This window comes from Paraburkholderia sp. CNPSo 3076 (assembly GCF_026343935.1).
In the GTDB taxonomy this organism is placed as follows: domain Bacteria; phylum Pseudomonadota; class Gammaproteobacteria; order Burkholderiales; family Burkholderiaceae; genus Paraburkholderia; species Paraburkholderia nodosa.
In genome coordinates, this window is record NZ_JAPMAL010000062.1 from 1 (window position 1) to 19351 (window position 19351).

Here is a 19351-nt window from a genome sequence, read left to right on the forward strand (position 1 = left end):
AGGTGCTGGCCAAGCCGGGTTCGATCACGCCGCACACGCACTTCACGGCTGAAGTGTACGTGCTGAGCAAGGACGAAGGCGGCCGTCACACGCCGTTCTTCAACAACTACCGTCCGCAGTTCTACTTCCGTACGACGGACGTGACGGGCTCGATCGAGCTGCCGAAGGACAAGGAAATGGTCATGCCGGGCGACAACGTGTCGATCACGGTGAAGCTGATCGCTCCGATCGCGATGGAAGAAGGTCTGCGCTTCGCAATCCGCGAAGGTGGCCGTACCGTCGGCGCCGGCGTGGTTGCAAAGATCATCGAGTAAGTTTTTGCCAGTCTCGTTGATCGACTAAGTGGTTTCGGGGTTGGCGATGCCGCCAACCCCAAAATGGTTTAGGGGTATAGCTCAACTGGCAGAGCGTCGGTCTCCAAAACCGAAGGTTGGGGGTTCGATTCCCTCTGCCCCTGCCAACTTCTCGCGCCTCGGCGCGTTGTTCTTTAAGGTGTTATGGCGAATCCTTCCGTCGAAACTGTTAATACTTCCAGCGACAAGCTGATGCTTGCGGCGGGCGTATTGTTGGTTGTGGCCGGGTTCGTAGGGTTCTACTGGCTCGGTAGCCAGGAGTGGTATGTCCGCGGTGCAGCGCTCACAGTGGGCGTGATCGCGGGGGTGGTAGTCGGTCTTCTCTCGGCGCCCGGCAAGAGCTTCATCGCGTTTGCCAAAGACTCGTACAAGGAAGTTCGCAAGGTCGTCTGGCCGACTCGCAAAGAGGCTACGCAAACGACGCTGGTGGTCTTCGGTTTTGTGCTGGCAATGGCCATCATTCTGTGGGTTTGCGACAAATCCATCGAGTGGGTGATTTTCTCGGCGGTTCTGGGTTGGAAATGATATGAGCGATACACCGGCATCCCCGAGCGGAAAACGTTGGTATGTGGTGCACGCCTACTCCGGCATGGAGAAGAGCGTGCAACGTGCGCTTCAGGAGCGCATCGAACGTGCTGGCATGCAGGACAAGTTTGGCCAGATCCTCGTTCCGACTGAAGAAGTGGTCGAGGTGAAGGGTGGTCACAAATCGGTGACCGAACGTCGTTTCTTCCCGGGCTATGTCCTGGTTGAGATGGAAATGACGGACGAAACGTGGCACCTCGTGAAGAATACGGCAAAGGTGACTGGTTTCGTCGGCGGGGCCCGTAATCGCCCGAGCCCGATTTCGCCGCGCGAAGTCGAAAAGATCATGTCGCAGATGCAGGAAGGCGTTGAGAAGCCGCGCCCCAAGACCCTGTTCGAAGTCGGCGAGATGGTCCGAGTGAAGGAAGGTCCGTTCACGGACTTCAACGGCAGCGTCGAAGAAGTCAACTACGAAAAGTCGCGCGTCCGGGTCTCGGTCACCATTTTCGGTCGCGCCACACCGGTCGAACTCGAATTCGGCCAGGTCGAAAAGCTGTAAATCGAATACTACGGATCGCGCCTCTGGTGCGATCCGTTTTTCCGCGCTTACGGTCCGCGTTATGGCCGTAGAGGAGCGCCAGTAGTCCAGTCGGCTGTCGATGTCGCCAAAGCAGTTGGCACAGCGAAGATTGTGGCGAGCGCGCGCTACCACTCACCAGAACGCTCACGCGTTCCAAAGAGGTTTTCAACATGGCAAAGAAAATCATCGGCTTTATCAAGCTGCAGATTCCTGCAGGTAAAGCCAATCCGTCGCCGCCGGTCGGCCCGGCACTGGGTCAGCGTGGCCTGAACATCATGGAGTTCTGCAAGGCGTTCAACGCGCAGACTCAAGCCATGGAACCGGGTCTGCCGGTTCCGGTCGTGATCACGGCATTCGCGGACAAGAGCTTCACGTTCATCCTGAAGACGCCGCCGGCTACGGTTCTGATCAAGAAGGCAGCGAAGGTCGACAAGGGTTCGGCCAAGCCGCACACCGACAAGGTCGCTACGATCACTCGCGCGCAAGCCGAGGAAATCGCCAAGACCAAGATGCCGGACCTCACGGCAGCCGATATGGATGCAGCGGTTCGCACGATCGCTGGTAGCGCCCGCTCGATGGGCATCATCGTGGAGGGTGTGTAAATGGCTAAGGTTTCGAAGCGTCAAAAGGCACTCGCTGCCAAGATCGACCGCCAAAAGCAGTACCCGATTGGCGACGCACTGTCGCTCGTGAAGGAATGCGCCACGGCGAAGTTCGACGAGTCGATCGACGTTGCAGTGCAACTCGGCATCGATGCGAAGAAGTCGGACCAGGTCGTTCGCGGCTCGGTCGTTCTGCCCGCTGGTACCGGCAAGTCGGTCCGCGTTGCGGTGTTCGCGCAAGGTGAAAAGGCTGAACAAGCCAAGGCAGCAGGCGCAGAGATCGTCGGTATGGAAGACCTCGCCGAGCAGATCAAGGGCGGCAACCTGAACTTCGACATCGTGATCGCTTCGCCGGACACGATGCGCGTCGTCGGTACGCTCGGTCAGATCCTCGGCCCGCGCGGCCTCATGCCGAACCCGAAGGTCGGCACCGTGACGCCGGACGTGGCGACCGCGGTCAAGAACGCGAAGGCTGGTCAGGTGCAATTCCGTGTCGACAAGGCCGGTATCATCCACGCGACCATCGGCCGTGCATCGTTCGAGCCGACCGCGCTGCGCAGCAACCTGGACGCGCTCCTCGAAGCGCTGACCAAGGCGAAGCCGGCAACGAGCAAGGGCGTGTACCTGCGCAAGATCGCTGTCTCGAGCACGATGGGCGTTGGCGTTCGCGTCGACCAGACGTCGCTCGCAGCGTAATAGTTTTGCCGCGCTGAGGCCTGAGAGGGCGGCAGCGCGGATTTAAAGGGCTTTGGGCGGTTGTGCAGCGGCAGCAAGCGCGGTGCAACCGGTTGTCAAAGACCGTTGGCGGAAGTGCAGCAGTTGGGTGCTTCCTTAATGCAAAGCCAACGCAGATGGCGAACCCGAAAAGGTTTTGAAGTGCTGATGTGAGCGGATGCGGGCGGCAACGCCTGACGATGCAAGCTGATTTACTCCGGACTGGTCGGTCGCCGTTGTTGAACGCGGCACATGTAGCGAAAGCAAAGTGTGTCGAATCTGGAGGTTAACCGTGCCACTGAACAAAGAAGGTAAGCAGGCCGTCGTGGCTGAAGTCTCCGCGCAAGTCGCGACGGCTCAGACCATGGTGCTGGCCGAGTATCGTGGAATCGCGGTTGGCGATCTGACCAAGCTGCGCGCGAAAGCGCGTGAGCAGCAGGTGTACCTCCGCGTGTTGAAGAACACGCTGGCGCGTCGCGCTGTTGAAGGTACCCCGTTTGCTCCGCTGGCAGAGCAGATGACTGGCCCCCTGATCTACGGCATCTCGGAAGATGCAATTGCTGCTGCGAAGGTCGTCAATGACTTCGCGAAGGGCAATGACAAGTTGGTCATCAAGGCTGGTTCCTACGAAGGCAAGGTGATGGACAAGGCAGGCGTGCAAGCGCTGGCCAGCATCCCGAGCCGCGAAGAACTGCTCTCGAAGCTGCTGTTCGTTATGCAAGCTCCTGTTTCCGGTATGGCGCGCGCTCTGGCCGCGCTGGCGGAAAAGAAGCAAGCAGAAGCTGCCTGATTTCAGGCAAGCGAACGAACACAGGCAAGCGAGAAAGATCGCTAGCTGTTTCCGAATTCAAATCTGGAGTAATTTCAAATGGCAATCGCAAAAGAAGACATCCTCGAAGCCGTTGGCTCGATGTCGGTTCTTGAACTGAACGAACTGGTCAAGGCTTTCGAAGAGAAGTTTGGCGTGTCGGCAGCTGCTGTGGCAGTCGCTGGCCCGGCAGGCGGCGGCGCTGCTGCTGCTGCTGAAGAGCAGACCGAATTCACGGTCAACCTGCTCGAAGCAGGCGCAAACAAGGTTTCGGTCATTAAGGCCGTTCGCGAACTGACGGGTCTCGGCCTGAAGGAAGCGAAGGACCTGGTTGACGGCGCACCGAAGCCCGTGAAGGAAGCGGTGCCCAAGGCTGCTGCTGAAGAAGCGAAGAAGAAGCTGGAAGACGCCGGCGCGAAGGCTGAAATCAAGTAAGTTTCAGCGCGCTGTGCGAAGGCTGGCGGTTTTTACACCGCCGGCCTTTTTGTGCTTTGTGGGTTCTGCCTTTTTGTGTTCGATTTTTTGAAGTCGGAGGCGGGATGCGGGACCCAGAAGCCAAAGAAAAACGTCTTTCGCCGGGTGAGGGCCTCAAGGGCACCATCAGGGCACACGACGCTTCTCTTTGTCTTCTGAAGCGACTGCAGAAGGCAAGTTTGGTCGGGCAGCGGGCACGTTATGACAAGCCGAAATCCGTTGCCGTCAGCCAGCGGTTGGTAGAGGCCAACCACCAAGCTTCCAGGGCTCGCGAAGCCATCGGGTCTCAGTCGGTGAACACTCGGGTCGTCCTACCCGCCGTGATTCGGAGATCGTATGCACTATTCCTTCACCGAGAAGAAGCGTATTCGCAAGAGTTTCGCGAAACGCCCCATCGTTCACCAGGTTCCTTTCCTGCTGGCTACCCAGCTTGAATCATTCAGCACATTCCTGCAAGCAGAAACGGCGACCGCGCAACGCAAACCGGAAGGTCTGCAGGCAGCGTTTTCGTCCGTTTTTCCTATTGTTTCCCATAACGGCTTTGCTCGTCTAGAGTTCGTCAGCTACATGCTGTCGTCGCCGGCATTCAACATCAAGGAATGCCAGCAACGCGGCTTGACGTACTGCTCGGCGCTGCGCGCCAAGGTCCGTCTCGTCCTGCTCGACAAGGAATCGCCGAGCAAGCCGGTCGTCAAGGAAGTGAAGGAGCAGGAAGTGTACATGGGCGAAATTCCGCTCATGACGCCGACTGGTTCGTTCGTCATCAACGGCACCGAGCGTGTCATCGTCTCGCAGCTGCACCGCTCGCCTGGCGTGTTCTTCGAACACGACAAGGGCAAGACGCACAGCTCGGGCAAGCTGCTCTTCTCGGCCCGTATCATTCCTTACCGCGGTTCGTGGCTCGACTTCGAGTTCGACCCGAAGGACGTGCTGTACTTCCGCGTCGACCGTCGCCGCAAGATGCCGGTCACGATCCTGCTGAAGGCAATCGGCCTCACGCCGGAACAGATCCTCGCGAACTTCTTCGTGTTCGACAATTTCACGCTGATGCCGGAAGGCGCGCAGATGGAGTTCGTGCCGGAGCGTCTGCGCGGTGAAGTCGCGCGCTTCGACATCAGCGATCGCGAAGGCAAGGTCATTGTCCAGAAGGACAAGCGGATCAACGCGAAGCACATTCGCGACCTCGAAACCGCGAAGACGACGTACATTTCGGTCCCCGAAGATTATCTGCTCGGCCGCGTGCTCGCGAAGAACGTCGTCGACGGCGATACGGGCGAAGTGATCGCGAACGCGAACGACGAGATCACCGAAAGCGTGCTCGAGAAGCTGCGCGAAGCGAAGATCAAGGACATCCAGACGCTCTACACGAACGATCTGGACCAGGGTCCGTACATCTCGTCGACGCTGCGTATCGACGAAACCGCCGACCGTATGGCCGCGCGCATCGCGATCTACCGCATGATGCGTCCGGGCGAACCGCCGACCGAAGAAGCGGTCGAGGCGCTGTTCAACCGCCTGTTCTACAGCGAAGAAGCGTACGACCTCTCGAAGGTGGGTCGTATGAAGTTCAATCGCCGCGTCGGCCGTGACGAAATCGTTGGCCCGATGACGCTGCAGGACGACGACATCCTCGCGACCATCAAGATCCTCGTCGAGCTGCGCAACGGCAAGGGCGAAGTGGACGACATCGACCACCTCGGCAACCGTCGCGTGCGTTGCGTGGGCGAACTCGCGGAAAACCAGTTCCGCGCGGGTCTCGTGCGCGTCGAACGTGCAGTGAAGGAGCGCCTCGGTCAGGCCGAAAGCGAAAACCTGATGCCGCACGACCTGATCAACTCGAAGCCGATTTCGTCGGCGATTCGCGAGTTCTTCGGTTCGTCGCAGCTGTCGCAGTTCATGGACCAGACCAACCCGCTGTCGGAAATCACCCACAAGCGCCGCGTGTCGGCACTTGGCCCGGGCGGTCTGACGCGCGAGCGCGCTGGCTTTGAAGTCCGCGACGTGCACCCGACCCACTATGGCCGTGTGTGCCCGATCGAGACGCCGGAAGGTCCGAACATCGGTCTGATCAACTCGCTCGCGCTCTATGCGCACCTGAACGAATACGGCTTCCTCGAAACGCCGTACCGCAAGGTCGTGGACAGCAAGGTGACCGACCAGATCGACTACCTGTCGGCGATCGAAGAAGGCCGTTACGTGATCGCTCAGGCGAACGCGGCGGTGGCTGAAGACGGCACGCTGACCGACGAACTCGTTTCGTCGCGTGAAGCGGGCGAAACGCTGATGGTCACGCCGGACCGCATCCAGTACATGGACGTGGCGCCGTCGCAGATCGTCTCGGTTGCAGCCTCGCTGATTCCGTTCCTCGAGCACGATGACGCGAACCGTGCACTGATGGGCTCGAACATGCAGCGTCAGGCCGTGCCTTGCCTGCGTCCGGAAAAGCCGGTCGTCGGTACGGGTATCGAGCGCACCGTTGCGGTCGACTCGGGTACGACGGTTCAGGCGCTGCGTGGCGGCGTGGTCGACTACGTCGACGCAGGCCGTATCGTGATTCGCGTGAACGATGATGAAGCTGTTGCCGGTGAAGTCGGCGTGGACATCTACAACCTCATCAAGTACACGCGTTCGAACCAGAACACGAACATCAACCAGCGTCCGATCGTGAAGATGGGCGACAAGGTTGCGCGCGGCGACGTGCTGGCTGACGGCGCATCGACCGATCTGGGCGAGCTCGCGCTCGGCCAGAACATGCTGATCGCGTTCATGCCGTGGAACGGCTACAACTTCGAAGACTCGATCCTGATCTCGGAGAAGGTGGTTGCGGACGACCGTTACACGTCGATCCACATCGAAGAACTGAACGTCGTTGCACGCGACACGAAGCTCGGACCGGAAGAAATCACGCGCGACATTTCGAACCTCGCGGAAGTGCAGCTTGGCCGTCTCGACGAGTCGGGCATCGTGTACATCGGCGCGGAAGTCGAAGCGGGCGACGTGCTTGTGGGCAAGGTCACGCCGAAGGGCGAAACCCAGCTCACGCCGGAAGAAAAGCTGCTGCGCGCGATCTTCGGCGAGAAGGCCTCGGACGTGAAGGATACGTCGCTGCGCGTGCCCTCGGGCATGAGCGGCACGGTCATCGACGTGCAGGTGTTCACGCGTGAAGGCATCCAGCGCGACAAGCGTGCTCAACAGATCATCGACGATGAACTGAAGCGCTATCGCCTCGACCTGAACGACCAGCTGCGTATCGTGGAAGGCGACGCGTTCCAGCGTCTCGCACGCATGCTCGAAGGCAAGGTCGCGAACGGCGGTCCGAAGAAGCTCGCGAAGGGCACGAAGATCGAGCGCGCGTACCTCGAAGATCTGGATCACTACCACTGGTTCGACATCCGCCTTGCGGACGAAGAAGCAGCGGCGCAGCTCGAAGCGATCAAGAACTCGATCGAAGAGAAGCGTCACCAGTTCGATCTGGCCTTCGAAGAGAAGCGCAAGAAGCTCACGCAAGGCGACGAACTGCCGCCGGGCGTGCTGAAGATGGTAAAGGTGTACCTCGCGGTGAAGCGCCGTCTGCAGCCTGGCGACAAGATGGCAGGCCGTCACGGTAACAAGGGCGTGGTGTCGAAGATCGTTCCGATCGAAGACATGCCGTACATGGCCGACGGCCGTCCGGCCGACGTCGTGCTGAACCCGCTCGGCGTGCCGTCACGGATGAACGTGGGTCAGGTTCTCGAAGTGCACCTCGGTTGGGCCGCGAAGGGTCTGGGCTGGCGTATCGGCGAAATGCTGCAGCGTCAAACGAAGGTTGCAGAACTGCGTGGATTCCTCACGAAGATCTACAACGAATCGGGCCACAAGGAAGACCTCGACAGCTTCAGCGACGACGAAATCTTCGAACTCGCCAGGAACCTGCGCGAAGGCGTGCCGTTCGCAACGCCGGTGTTCGACGGTGCGACCGAAGAGGAAATGTCGAAGATGCTCGACCTGGCGTTCCCGGACGACATCGCGACGAACCTCGGCATGACGCCCTCGAAGAACCAGGTGCGTCTGTACGACGGCCGCACGGGCGAGATGTTCGAGCGTACGGTCACCGTGGGCTACATGCACTACCTGAAGCTGCACCACCTTGTCGACGACAAGATGCACGCGCGTTCGACGGGTCCGTACTCGCTCGTTACGCAGCAGCCGCTGGGTGGCAAGGCGCAATTCGGTGGTCAGCGTTTCGGTGAAATGGAAGTGTGGGCGCTCGAAGCGTATGGCGCTTCGTATGTGCTGCAGGAAATGTTGACGGTGAAGTCCGATGACGTGACGGGCCGGACGAAGGTGTATGAGAACCTCGTCAAGGGCGACCACGTGATCGACGCGGGCATGCCGGAATCCTTCAATGTGCTGGTGAAGGAAATCCGCTCGCTCGGCATCGACATCGACCTCGACCGCAACTAATCGGACTACGGAGAGAAGGCAATGAAAGCTCTGCTCGATCTATTCAAGCAAGTCCAACAAGAAGAAGTTTTTGACGCGATCAAGATCGGTCTGGCCTCGCCAGACAAGATCCGCTCGTGGTCGTTCGGCGAAGTGAAGAAGCCGGAGACCATCAACTACCGTACCTTCAAGCCGGAACGGGATGGTCTGTTCTGCGCGAAGATCTTCGGGCCGATCAAGGACTATGAGTGCCTGTGCGGCAAGTACAAGCGCCTGAAGCACCGTGGCGTGATCTGCGAGAAGTGCGGCGTTGAAGTCACGCTGGCGAAGGTGCGCCGCGAACGTATGGGCCACATCGAGCTGGCCTCGCCGGTCGCGCACATCTGGTTCCTGAAGTCGCTGCCGTCGCGTCTGGGCATGGTGCTCGACATGACGCTGCGCGACATCGAGCGCGTGCTGTACTTCGAGGCATACGTGGTGATCGAACCGGGCATGACGCCGCTGAAGGCGCGGCAGATCATGACCGAAGAGGATTACTACAACAAGGTCGAGGAATACGGCGACGAATTCCGTGCCGAAATGGGCGCGGAAGGCGTGCGCGAGCTGCTGCGCGCGATCAACATCGACGAACAGGTCGAGACGCTGCGCACCGAGCTGAAGAACACCGGCTCGGAAGCGAAGATCAAGAAGTACGCGAAGCGCCTGAAGGTGCTCGAGGCCTTCCAGCGTTCGGGCATCAAGCCCGAATGGATGGTGCTCGAAGTGCTGCCGGTGCTGCCGCCCGAACTGCGTCCGCTGGTGCCGCTGGACGGTGGCCGTTTCGCGACTTCGGACCTGAACGATCTGTATCGCCGCGTCATCAACCGTAACAACCGTCTGAAGCGTCTGCTCGAGCTCAAGGCGCCGGAGATCATCGTCCGCAACGAAAAGCGGATGCTCCAGGAAGCCGTGGACTCGCTGCTCGACAACGGTCGTCGCGGCAAGGCGATGACGGGCGCGAACAAGCGTCCGCTGAAGTCGCTCGCCGACATGATCAAGGGTAAGGGCGGCCGTTTCCGTCAGAACCTGCTAGGCAAGCGCGTGGACTACTCGGGCCGTTCGGTCATCGTGGTGGGTCCGACGCTCAAGCTGCACCAGTGCGGTCTGCCGAAGCTGATGGCGCTCGAGCTGTTCAAGCCGTTCATCTTCAACAAGCTGGAAACGATGGGCGTTGCCACGACCATCAAGGCTGCGAAGAAGGAAGTCGAGAACCAGACGCCGGTGGTGTGGGACATCCTCGAAGAGGTGATCCGCGAACACCCGGTCATGCTCAACCGTGCGCCTACTCTTCACCGTCTTGGCATTCAGGCTTTCGAGCCGGTGCTGATCGAAGGTAAGGCAATCCAGCTGCACCCGCTCGTTTGCGCGGCGTTCAACGCCGACTTCGACGGTGACCAGATGGCTGTTCACGTTCCGCTGTCGCTCGAAGCGCAGATGGAAGCGCGTACGCTCATGCTCGCGTCGAACAACGTCCTGTTCCCGGCCAACGGCGATCCGTCGATCGTGCCGTCGCAGGATATCGTGCTGGGCCTGTACTACGCCACGCGTGAAGCGATCAACGGCAAGGGCGAAGGCATGACGTTCACGGGCGTGTCGGAAGTGCTCCGCGCGTACGAGAACAAGGAAGTCGAGCTGGCTTCGCGCGTCAACGTGCGTATTACCGAAATGGTCCACAACGAGGACAAGTCGGAAGGCGCACCGGCATTCGTGCCGAAGATCTCGCTGTACGCAACGACCGTTGGCCGTTCGATCCTGTCGGAAATTCTGCCGCCGGGTCTGCCGTTCTCGGTGCTGAACAAGCCGCTGAAGAAGAAGGAAATCTCGCGTCTGATCAACACCGCGTTCCGCAAGTGCGGTCTGCGCGAAACGGTGATCTTCGCTGACCAGCTGATGCAGTCGGGCTTCCGCCTCGCGACGCGCGCCGGTATTTCGATCTGCGTGGACGACATGCTCGTGCCGCCGCAGAAGGAAACCATCGTCGGCGAAGCCGCGAAGAAGGTGAAGGAGTACGACCGTCAGTACATGTCGGGTCTCGTCACCGCGCAGGAACGCTACAACAACGTGGTCGACATTTGGTCGAATACGTCGGAAGCGGTCGGCAAGGCGATGATGGAGCAGCTCTCGACGGAACCGGTGATCGACCGCGACGGCAAGGAAACGCGTCAGGAATCGTTCAACTCGATCTACATGATGGCCGACTCGGGCGCGCGGGGTTCCGCCACGCAGATTCGCCAGCTGGCGGGTATGCGCGGCCTGATGGCGAAGCCGGACGGCTCGATTATCGAAACGCCGATTACCGCGAACTTCCGCGAAGGTCTGAACGTGTTGCAGTACTTCATCTCGACCCACGGTGCACGTAAGGGTCTGGCTGATACGGCACTGAAGACCGCGAACTCGGGTTACCTGACGCGTCGTCTCGTCGACGTGACGCAGGATCTCGTGGTCGTCGAGGAAGATTGCGGCACGTCGAATGGCGTGGCGATGAAGGCCCTCGTGGAAGGCGGTGAAGTCGTCGAAGCGCTGCGCGACCGTATTCTCGGCCGTGTGGCGGTGGCAGACGTCGTCAATCCGGAAACTCAGGAAACGATCTACGCTTCGGGCGACCTGCTCGACGAAGACGCGGTTGAAACGATCGAAAGCCTCGGCATCGACGAAGTGCGCGTGCGCACGCCGCTCACCTGCGAAACGCGCTACGGCCTGTGCGCCTCGTGCTATGGCCGCGACCTCGGCCGCGGCTCGCGTGTGAACGTCGGCGAAGCCGTCGGCGTGATCGCGGCACAGTCGATCGGCGAACCGGGCACGCAGCTCACGATGCGTACGTTCCACATCGGTGGTGCGGCGTCGCGTGCGGCAGTGGCCTCGTCGGTGGAAGCCAAGTCGAACGGTACCGTGCGCTTCACGGCGACGATGCGTTACGTCACGAATGCGAAGGGCGAGCAAGTCGTCATCTCGCGTTCGGGCGAAGCCATCATCGCCGACGATCACGGCCGCGAGCGCGAGCGTCACAAGGTGCCGTACGGTGCGACGCTGCTGCAGCTCGATGGCGCGGCGATCAAGGCCGGCACGCAACTCGCAACGTGGGATCCGCTCACGCGTCCGATCATCACCGAGTACGGCGGTACGGTGAAGTTCGAGAACGTCGAGGAAGGCGTGACCGTGGCCAAGCAGATCGACGACGTCACGGGTCTGTCGACCCTCGTCGTGATCGACGTGAAGCGCCGCGGCTCGCAAGCCGCAAAGAGCGTGCGTCCGCAGGTCAAGCTGCTCGACGTGAACGGCGACGAAGTGAAGATCCCGGGCACGGAGCATTCGGTGCAGATCGGCTTCCAGGTCGGCGCACTGATCACCGTGAAGGACGGTCAGCAGGTGCAGGTCGGTGAAGTGCTCGCACGTATCCCGACCGAAGCCCAGAAGACGCGTGACATTACCGGTGGTCTGCCGCGTGTGGCGGAACTGTTCGAAGCACGTTCGCCGAAGGACGCAGGTATCCTGGCGGAAGTCACGGGTACGACGTCGTTCGGTAAGGACACGAAGGGCAAGCAGCGTCTCGTTATCACGGACCTCGAAGGCAATCAGCACGAGTTCCTGATCGCGAAGGAAAAGCAGGTGCTGGTCCACGACGGTCAGGTCGTCAACAAGGGCGAAATGATCGTGGACGGCCCGGCCGATCCGCACGACATCCTGCGTCTGCAGGGTATCGAAGCGCTGTCGCGTTACATCGTGGACGAAGTGCAGGACGTGTACCGTCTGCAGGGCGTGAAGATCAACGACAAGCACATCGAAGTGATCGTGCGTCAGATGCTGCGTCGTGTGCAGATCACCGACAACGGTGATACGCGCTTCATCCCGGGCGAGCAGGTCGAGCGTTCGGACATGCTGGACGAAAACGACAAGATGAACGCCGAGGACAAGCGCCCGGCAACGTACGAGAACGTGCTGCTCGGTATTACGAAGGCATCGCTCTCGACCGATTCGTTCATCTCGGCGGCATCGTTCCAGGAAACGACCCGCGTGCTGACCGAAGCGGCGATCATGGGCAAGCGCGACGATCTGCGTGGCCTGAAGGAAAACGTGATCGTCGGTCGTCTGATTCCGGCTGGTACGGGTCTCGCCTTCCACAAGGCGCGCCGTGCGAAGGAATCGTCGGATCGCGAGCGTTTCGACCAGATCGCAGCGGAAGAAGCGTTCGAGTTCGGTACGCCGGAAACCCCGGCCGCCGAGCAACCGCAACAGCCGCATACGACGGACGAGTAAGCGAGCGGCGGCGCAAGCCGCCTTTCGCCTCGGGCTCACATGCCCTCGCAAAAGCCGCCTGGTTTTCACCGGGCGGCTTTTTTATTTGGCGCTGGCGTTCTCCGCTTGAGCCTGCGGCCTCGTGCCGCAGTGCCGGCCCGCTCGCTGCGCACATCGGTGAGGCGTGCTAACGTAGCGCGCCAAGTCCGCCTGCGTGGGTCTTTTCGTACGATACCGGCGGCATTTATCTGAATCTGGAGGCGGTAATCATGTGGGTGGTCGGGGTCGGTCTCATCCTGAATCTGGTGGCGTGTGTCGCCAGCTTTTCGCAGCTACTGCATCACGTCAGCAATCAGTCCGCAGCGAACTTCTTTGCGACCTTCCTCGTGATGTGGGCATTCCTGATCATCGGTTTCATCATGCTGCTGGCGGGCCGGGTCAAGGGCGGCGCCGCGCTGCTTACGGTCGGCTCGCTGATGTTCGTCGGCGCCAACGTCGTGCTCTTCGGGGCGAGCGTATTCGCGATCGCCGCCGCGGTCGTGGCAGTCGTGACGATCGTCGGTGCGTTTCGGATTGCGCGCCGGCGGCTCGTTGCCTGACGAACCCGCTTCACCCTGGTTGTTCGCGTCCGCGATCTGCGTGCGCGACTTCCGCGATTTCTCCTGGCCGAATGGCCAATCTTCAAGGTAGCGGCGGTTAAGGCGCGTCCGGGTTGGTAAAATCCTGCCCACCGCCTTTGCTCCGCACGCTCACCGCCTTCATGTCCCGTTCCCTCGAAATCCTCAACGAAGTCTTCGGCTATCCCGTGTTTAGAGGGCAGCAAGCCGAAATCGTCGAGCACGTCGCAGGGGGCGGCGATTCGCTGGTGCTCATGCCGACCGGCGGCGGCAAATCGCTCTGCTACCAGATTCCCGCGCTCGTGCGGCACGAAGCCGGGCTCGGTGCCGGCATCGTCGTGTCGCCGCTCATCGCGCTCATGCAGGACCAGGTGGCCGCGCTCACAGAAGTGGGCGTACGCGCCGCTTATCTGAATTCGACGCTGAGCGGCGCCGAAGCGGCGGCTACCGAGCGGGCGCTGCGCGAAGGCGATCTCGACCTGCTTTACGTCGCACCCGAGCGCCTCATGACGGCGCGTTTTCTCGACTTGCTCGAGCGCACGCGCATCGGCCTCTTTGCGATCGACGAAGCGCACTGCGTCTCGCAATGGGGCCACGACTTCCGGCCCGAATATATCCAGCTCTCGGTGCTGCACGAGCGCTTTCCGAACGTGCCGCGCATCGCGCTCACGGCAACGGCCGACGCCATCACGCGCGACGAGATCGCGCATCGTCTCGCGCTCGACGACGCCCGTGTGTTCGTCTCGAGCTTCGACCGCCCGAACATCCGCTACCGCATTGTCGAAAAGGACAACGCGCGTTCGCAGTTGCTCGACTTCATCCGCGCGGAGCATACGCGCGCCGACGGCACCACGGATGCCGGCGTCGTGTATTGCCTCTCGCGCCGCAAGGTCGAGGAGACGGCCGAGTGGTTGAAAGGGCAGGGGTTGCGCGCGCTGCCGTACCACGCCGGCATGGAATTCGAGGTGCGCCAGAAGCACCAGGAAATGTTCCAGCGCGAGGAGGGTGTGGTCATGTGCGCCACCATCGCATTCGGCATGGGCATCGACAAACCGGACGTGCGTTTCGTCGCGCATCTGGATTTGCCCAAGAGCGTGGAAGGCTACTACCAGGAAACCGGCCGCGCGGGGCGCGACGGGCTGGCGGCCAACGCGTGGATGGCCTACGGTCTCGGCGACGTGGTGCAGCAGCGCAAGATGATCGACGAGTCCGAAGCCGACGAGCAGCACAAGCGTGTGCAGACGGGCAAGCTCGACGCACTGCTCGGCCTGTGCGAAGCGGCCACATGCCGGCGCGTGCGCCTGCTCGCGTACTTCGGCGAAGAGAGCAAGCCGTGCGGCAACTGCGATACCTGCCTCGAGCCGCCCGCCACGTGGGACGCCACGCGCGAGGCGCAAATGGCGCTCTCGTGCGTGTTCCGCGCGCAGCGCGCGAGCGGGTTCAATTTCGGCGCCGGCCACCTGATCGACATCCTGCGCGGCAATCGCAACGAGAAGATCCTGCAGCGCGGGCACGAGAAAATCTCCACCTTCGGCATCGGCTCCGCGCTTTCGGAACCGGAATGGCGCGCGATCTTCCGGCAATTGGTGGCGTTCGGTTATCTCACTGTCGACCACGACGGCTACGGCTCGCTCGTGCTCACCGAGGCGAGCAAGCCGGTGCTCAAGGGCGGGCAGAATGTCACGATGCGCCGTTACGTGAAGCCCACGCGTACGCGCACGTCGTCGAGCCGCACGAGTGAGCGCGCCGATCCGACCCTTGGCATGAGCCCGCGCCAGCGCTCGCGCTGGGAGCGCCTGCGCCTGTGGCGCACCGAAACCGCGAAGAGCGAGGGCGTGCCGGCCTATGTCATCTTCCACGACGCCACGCTGGCGGAAATCGCGCGCAACGGCCCGGAATCGGTGGACAAGCTGCGTGACATCCCGGGCATCGGGGCGCGCAAGCTCGAGCGCTTTGGCGAGGAGCTCGTCGAGGTCGTCGGCGACGAATAGGGCGCGGCGTTTCCCTTCCGGGTATTCCGGACGCCGCCGGACGCCGCCGGATGTCACGGCGCTGTCACTTCTTCCGTCGTCCGAAATGTTGCAAGCCATTGACTCGCTTGGCCTTTTCGGAATATCATGCTGGGTTCCGGTCTTTGGGATGTCCGTGCTCGTCAATTGATTTGACGAAAACTAACGTCAAGTAGCCAATTCCGGAGTTCTCGTAGGAGTTTAGATGCATGGTTTTCCGCTTTGCCCGGAAATAAATGCGTCGATTTTGTTCAATTTCAGGAATAAACAATGCCAACCATCAATCAACTGGTTCGCAAAGGCCGCGCTTCGGAAACTGCGAAAAGCAAGTCGCCGGCCCTGCAGGACTGCCCGCAGCGTCGCGGCGTGTGCACCCGTGTGTACACGACGACGCCGAAGAAGCCGAACTCGGCACTCCGTAAGGTCGCCAAGGTGCGCCTGACGAACGGCTTCGAAGTCATTTCGTACATCGGTGGTGAAGGCCACAACCTGCAGGAACACTCGGTCGTGCTGATCCGCGGCGGCCGTGTGAAGGACTTGCCGGGTGTGCGTTACCACATGGTTCGTGGCTCGCTGGATACCCAGGGCGTCAAGGATCGTAAGCAGGCTCGTTCGAAGTACGGCGCAAAGCGCGCGAAGGCTGCGAAGTAAGAGTCAAGCGTCGTCTGCGCTTTCGGGTGCCGGCGATAAAAGCGACAGGTGCCGGATTGGCCGGTGCTGTCGAGTAAGTGGTCACCCGACCAGGCTGGTAAGTCGTAATCGATGAATCGGGTTAGTTGGTGGCCGCGGAGCGCAACGGATTCAACCTGCGCTTCAACTGAAAAGTTAAAGGAAGAAACATGCCGCGTCGTCGCGAAGTCCCCAAGCGGGAAGTGTTGCCGGATCCGAAGTTCGGCAATGTTGATGTAGCCAAGTTCATGAACGTGCTGATGCTCTCCGGCAAGAAGTCGGTTGCCGAGCGTATCGTGTACGGCGCTTTCGAACAGATCCAGACCAAGGGTGGCAAGGACCCGCTGGAAGTGTTCACTGTCGCGCTCAACAACGTGAAGCCGGTGGTGGAAGTGAAGAGCCGCCGCGTTGGTGGTGCGAACTATCAGGTTCCGGTCGAAGTGCGCCCCTCGCGTCGTATGGCATTGGCGATGCGTTGGCTGCGTGAAGCCGCGAAGAAGCGCAGCGAGAAGTCGATGGCCCTGCGTCTGGCAGGTGAACTCTCCGAAGCGGCCGAAGGCCGTGGCGGCGCGATGAAGAAGCGCGACGAAGTTCACCGGATGGCAGAAGCGAACAAGGCGTTCTCGCACTTCCGCTTCTAAGAGAAAACCCCTACCGGGGTTTGCTCAAAAAACGGAAAAAATTCCGGGCGGGTGCGCTTATCGAGCGCCTCGCCCGTTTGTGTTCAGGCGCGTTGGGATCAACCCGGTCGGGATCGATCCGGCGCGCACCTCCCGATAGAGGATCAAAGTGGCTCGCAAGACTCCTATCGAGCGCTACCGTAACATCGGTATTAGCGCTCACATCGACGCCGGCAAGACGACGACGACCGAGCGCATTCTGTTTTACACCGGCGTGAACCACAAGATTGGTGAAGTTCACGACGGCGCCGCGACCATGGACTGGATGGAGCAGGAACAGGAACGTGGCATCACGATCACGTCCGCTGCTACGACCGCGTTCTGGAAGGGCATGGGCGGCAACTACCCCGAGCACCGCATCAACATCATCGACACCCCGGGCCACGTCGACTTCACGATTGAAGTCGAGCGCTCGATGCGCGTGCTCGACGGTGCGTGCATGGTCTACTGCGCAGTGGGCGGCGTGCAGCCGCAATCGGAAACGGTGTGGCGTCAGGCGAACAAGTACAAGGTTCCCCGTCTCGCGTTCGTCAACAAGATGGACCGTACCGGCGCGAACTTCTTCAAGGTCTACGACCAGCTGAAGACGCGTCTGAAAGCGAACCCGGTTCCGGTCGTGGTGCCGATCGGCGCTGAAGACACGTTCACTGGCGTGGTCGACCTGATCAAGATGAAGGCGATCATTTGGGATGAGGCCTCGCAAGGCACGAAGTTCGACTACGTCGACATCCCCGCAGAACTCGTTGACACGTGCAACGAGTGGCGCGAAAAGATGATCGAGTCGGCAGCTGAAGCCAGCGAAGAGCTGATGGAAAAGTACCTCGGCGGCGACGAGCTTTCGGAAGCCGAAGTCGTCAAGGCGCTGCGCGACCGTACGATCGCGTGCGAAATCCAGCCGATGCTGTGCGGCACCGCGTTCAAGAACAAGGGCGTGCAGCGCATGCTCGACGCCGTGATCGACTTCCTGCCGTCGCCGGTGGATATTCCCCCGGTCAAGGGCGAACTCGAAAACGGCGAAACGGCAGAGCGCCGTGCAGCCGACGACGAGAAGTTCTCGGCACTCGCATTCAAGATCATGACCGACCCGTTCGTTGGTCAGCTGATCTTCTTCCGCGCCTACTCGGGCATCGTCAACTCGGGCGACACGGTGCTGAACTCGACCAAGGGCAAGAAGGAGCGCCTTGGCCGTATTCTGCAGATGCACGCGAACAACCGCGAAGAAATCAAGGAAGTTCGTGCAGGCGACATCGCCGCAGCCGTTGGCCTGAAGGAAGCGACCACGGGTGACACGCTGTGCGACCCGCAAAACCCGATCATCCTGGAACGCATGGTGTTCCCGGAGCCGGTGATTTCGCAGGCCGTCGAGCCGAAGACCAAGCCTGACCAGGAAAAGATGGGCATCGCCCTGAACCGCCTGGCGCAGGAAGACCCGTCGTTCCGCGTCCAGACGGACGAGGAATCGGGCCAGACCATCATTTCGGGCATGGGCGAGCTCCACCTCGAAATTCTGGTCGACCGCATGAAGCGCGAATTCGGCGTGGAAGCGACCGTCGGCAAGCCGCAGGTTGCCTACCGCGAAACGATCCGCGCGACGGCGAAGGACGTGGACGGCAAGTTCGTCAAGCAGTCGGGCGGTCGCGGCCAGTACGGTCACGCGGTCATCACGCTCGAGCCGAACGAGCAAGGCAAGGGCTACGAGTTCCTGGACGAGATCAAGGGTGGTGTGATTCCGCGCGAATACATCCCCGCGGTCGACAAGGGTATCCAGGACACGCTGAAGGCAGGCGTGCTGGCGGGCTTCCCGGTCGTCGACGTCAAGGTTCACCTGACGTTCGGTTCGTACCACGACGTCGACTCGAACGAAAATGCGTTCCGCATGGCCGGTTCGATGGCGTTCAAGGAAGCCATGCGCAAGGCGCAGCCGGTCATCCTCGAACCGATGATGGCTGTGGAAGTCGAAACGCCGGAAGACTACATGGGCAACGTGATGGGCGACCTGTCGGGCCGTCGCGGTATCGTCCAGGGCATGGAAGACATGGTTGGCGGCGGCAAGATCGTTCGCGCCGAAGTGCCGCTGTCGGAAATGTTCGGCTACTCGACGTCGCTGCGCTCGCTGACGCAAGGTCGTGCAACGTACACGATGGAATTCAAGCACTACGCAGAAGCACCGCGTAACGTGGCCGACGCGATCATCAGCGCGAAGGCGAAGTAAGCATCGGCGCTCATTTGAGCACGCAGCGGACCCGGCATGGGCTGGGTCCGCGTAGCACAGTCACCGATTCACCACTTTTTTGAAAGAAGAGAAACATGGCAAAAGGTAAATTCGAACGGACCAAGCCGCACGTGAACGTGGGCACGATCGGTCACGTTGACCACGGCAAGACCACGCTGACGGCAGCGATCACGACGGTTCTGACCGCGAAGTTCGGCGGCGAGGCGAAGGCGTACGACCAGATCGACGCAGCGCCGGAAGAAAAGGCACGTGGTATTACCATCAACACCGCGCACGTCGAGTACGAAACGGCTAACCGCCACTACGCACACGTCGACTGCCCGGGCCACGCTGACTACGTGAAGAACATGATCACGGGCGCGGCACAGATGGACGGCGCCATCCTGGTGTGCT

General features: G+C 61.0%; 14 protein-coding genes, 1 tRNA gene and 1 pseudogene. All 16 read left to right on the forward strand.

Annotation, left to right across the window (positions count from 1 at the left end; all coding sequences use genetic code 11):
- A pseudogene (tuf, locus tag M3A49_RS39935) lies at positions 1 to 314 on the forward strand (elongation factor Tu); the annotation flags it as partial.
- 70 nt (positions 315 to 384) lie between these two features.
- Positions 385 to 460 (forward strand) — tRNA-Trp (locus M3A49_RS39940).
- A 37-nt stretch (positions 461 to 497) separates the two neighbouring features.
- Positions 498 to 878, forward strand: a complete 381-nt coding sequence (gene secE, locus M3A49_RS39945) for a preprotein translocase subunit SecE (RefSeq protein WP_266233715.1) — start codon at positions 498 to 500, stop codon at positions 876 to 878.
- Position 879: 1 nt separating this feature from the next.
- A complete protein-coding gene (nusG, locus tag M3A49_RS39950) occupies positions 880 to 1437 on the forward strand; it encodes a transcription termination/antitermination protein NusG (protein WP_028208939.1) in 558 nt (185 codons plus the stop codon).
- Positions 1438 to 1628: 191 nt separating this feature from the next.
- Positions 1629 to 2060 (forward strand): 50S ribosomal protein L11, encoded by a 432-nt coding sequence (gene rplK, locus M3A49_RS39955; RefSeq protein ID WP_069269337.1) that lies wholly within the window; start codon positions 1629 to 1631, stop codon positions 2058 to 2060.
- Positions 2061 to 2756 (forward strand): 50S ribosomal protein L1, encoded by a 696-nt coding sequence (rplA, locus tag M3A49_RS39960; RefSeq protein WP_028208937.1) that lies wholly within the window; start codon positions 2061 to 2063, stop codon positions 2754 to 2756. It begins immediately after the preceding gene.
- Positions 2757 to 3066: 310 nt separating this feature from the next.
- Positions 3067 to 3564, forward strand: a complete 498-nt coding sequence (rplJ, locus tag M3A49_RS39965) for a 50S ribosomal protein L10 (RefSeq protein WP_028208936.1) — start codon at positions 3067 to 3069, stop codon at positions 3562 to 3564.
- 78 nt (positions 3565 to 3642) lie between these two features.
- Entirely contained in the window at positions 3643 to 4017 is a 375-nt protein-coding gene (rplL, locus tag M3A49_RS39970; RefSeq protein WP_028208935.1) for a 50S ribosomal protein L7/L12, read from the forward strand.
- Between the two features lie 375 nt (positions 4018 to 4392).
- Positions 4393 to 8499 (forward strand): DNA-directed RNA polymerase subunit beta, encoded by a 4107-nt coding sequence (gene rpoB / locus M3A49_RS39975; protein ID WP_266233716.1) that lies wholly within the window; start codon positions 4393 to 4395, stop codon positions 8497 to 8499.
- Between the two features lie 21 nt (positions 8500 to 8520).
- A complete protein-coding gene (gene rpoC, locus M3A49_RS39980; RefSeq protein ID WP_266233717.1) occupies positions 8521 to 12771 on the forward strand; it encodes a DNA-directed RNA polymerase subunit beta' in 4251 nt (1416 codons plus the stop codon).
- Between the two features lie 248 nt (positions 12772 to 13019).
- Positions 13020 to 13349 carry a hypothetical protein gene (locus M3A49_RS39985; RefSeq protein ID WP_154678217.1) on the forward strand — a complete coding sequence of 110 codons (330 nt, stop codon included), beginning with the start codon at positions 13020 to 13022 and terminating at the stop codon, positions 13347 to 13349.
- A gap of 161 nt (positions 13350 to 13510) precedes the next feature.
- On the forward strand, positions 13511 to 15358 hold the full coding sequence (recQ, locus tag M3A49_RS39990; protein ID WP_028208931.1) for a DNA helicase RecQ: 1848 nt from the start codon (positions 13511 to 13513) through the stop codon (positions 15356 to 15358).
- A 288-nt stretch (positions 15359 to 15646) separates the two neighbouring features.
- The gene (gene rpsL / locus M3A49_RS39995; RefSeq protein ID WP_028208930.1) at positions 15647 to 16027 is read left to right on the forward strand and encodes a 30S ribosomal protein S12; all 381 of its coding nucleotides are present in this window, start codon (positions 15647 to 15649) and stop codon (positions 16025 to 16027) included.
- Positions 16028 to 16215: 188 nt separating this feature from the next.
- Entirely contained in the window at positions 16216 to 16686 is a 471-nt protein-coding gene (gene rpsG / locus M3A49_RS40000; protein ID WP_006053291.1) for a 30S ribosomal protein S7, read from the forward strand.
- A 148-nt stretch (positions 16687 to 16834) separates the two neighbouring features.
- Positions 16835 to 18937, forward strand: coding sequence for an elongation factor G (gene fusA, locus M3A49_RS40005; protein ID WP_254320705.1), 2103 nt, complete (start codon positions 16835 to 16837; stop codon positions 18935 to 18937).
- 95 nt (positions 18938 to 19032) lie between these two features.
- A partial coding sequence (locus M3A49_RS40010; protein ID WP_205965783.1) for a GTP-binding protein occupies positions 19033 to 19351 on the forward strand: 319 nt, incomplete at its 3' end.

Excerpts from the sequence above, each read along its gene's own strand:
- rplL (WP_028208935.1), top strand. The coding sequence starts at position 3,643 with ATGGCAATCGCAAAAGAAGACATCCTCGAAGCCGTTGGCTCGATGTCG.
- rpoC (WP_266233717.1), top strand. The coding sequence starts at position 8,521 with ATGAAAGCTCTGCTCGATCTATTCAAGCAAGTCCAACAAGAAGAAGTT.
- rplK (WP_069269337.1), top strand. The coding sequence starts at position 1,629 with ATGGCAAAGAAAATCATCGGCTTTATCAAGCTGCAGATTCCTGCAGGT.
- rpsG (WP_006053291.1), top strand. The coding sequence starts at position 16,216 with ATGCCGCGTCGTCGCGAAGTCCCCAAGCGGGAAGTGTTGCCGGATCCG.
- rplA (WP_028208937.1), top strand. The coding sequence starts at position 2,061 with ATGGCTAAGGTTTCGAAGCGTCAAAAGGCACTCGCTGCCAAGATCGAC.
- rpsL (WP_028208930.1), top strand. The coding sequence starts at position 15,647 with ATGCCAACCATCAATCAACTGGTTCGCAAAGGCCGCGCTTCGGAAACT.
- nusG (WP_028208939.1), top strand. The coding sequence starts at position 880 with ATGAGCGATACACCGGCATCCCCGAGCGGAAAACGTTGGTATGTGGTG.
- rpoB (WP_266233716.1), top strand. The coding sequence starts at position 4,393 with ATGCACTATTCCTTCACCGAGAAGAAGCGTATTCGCAAGAGTTTCGCG.
- secE (WP_266233715.1), top strand. The coding sequence starts at position 498 with ATGGCGAATCCTTCCGTCGAAACTGTTAATACTTCCAGCGACAAGCTG.
- M3A49_RS39985 (WP_154678217.1), top strand. The coding sequence starts at position 13,020 with ATGTGGGTGGTCGGGGTCGGTCTCATCCTGAATCTGGTGGCGTGTGTC.
- recQ (WP_028208931.1), top strand. The coding sequence starts at position 13,511 with ATGTCCCGTTCCCTCGAAATCCTCAACGAAGTCTTCGGCTATCCCGTG.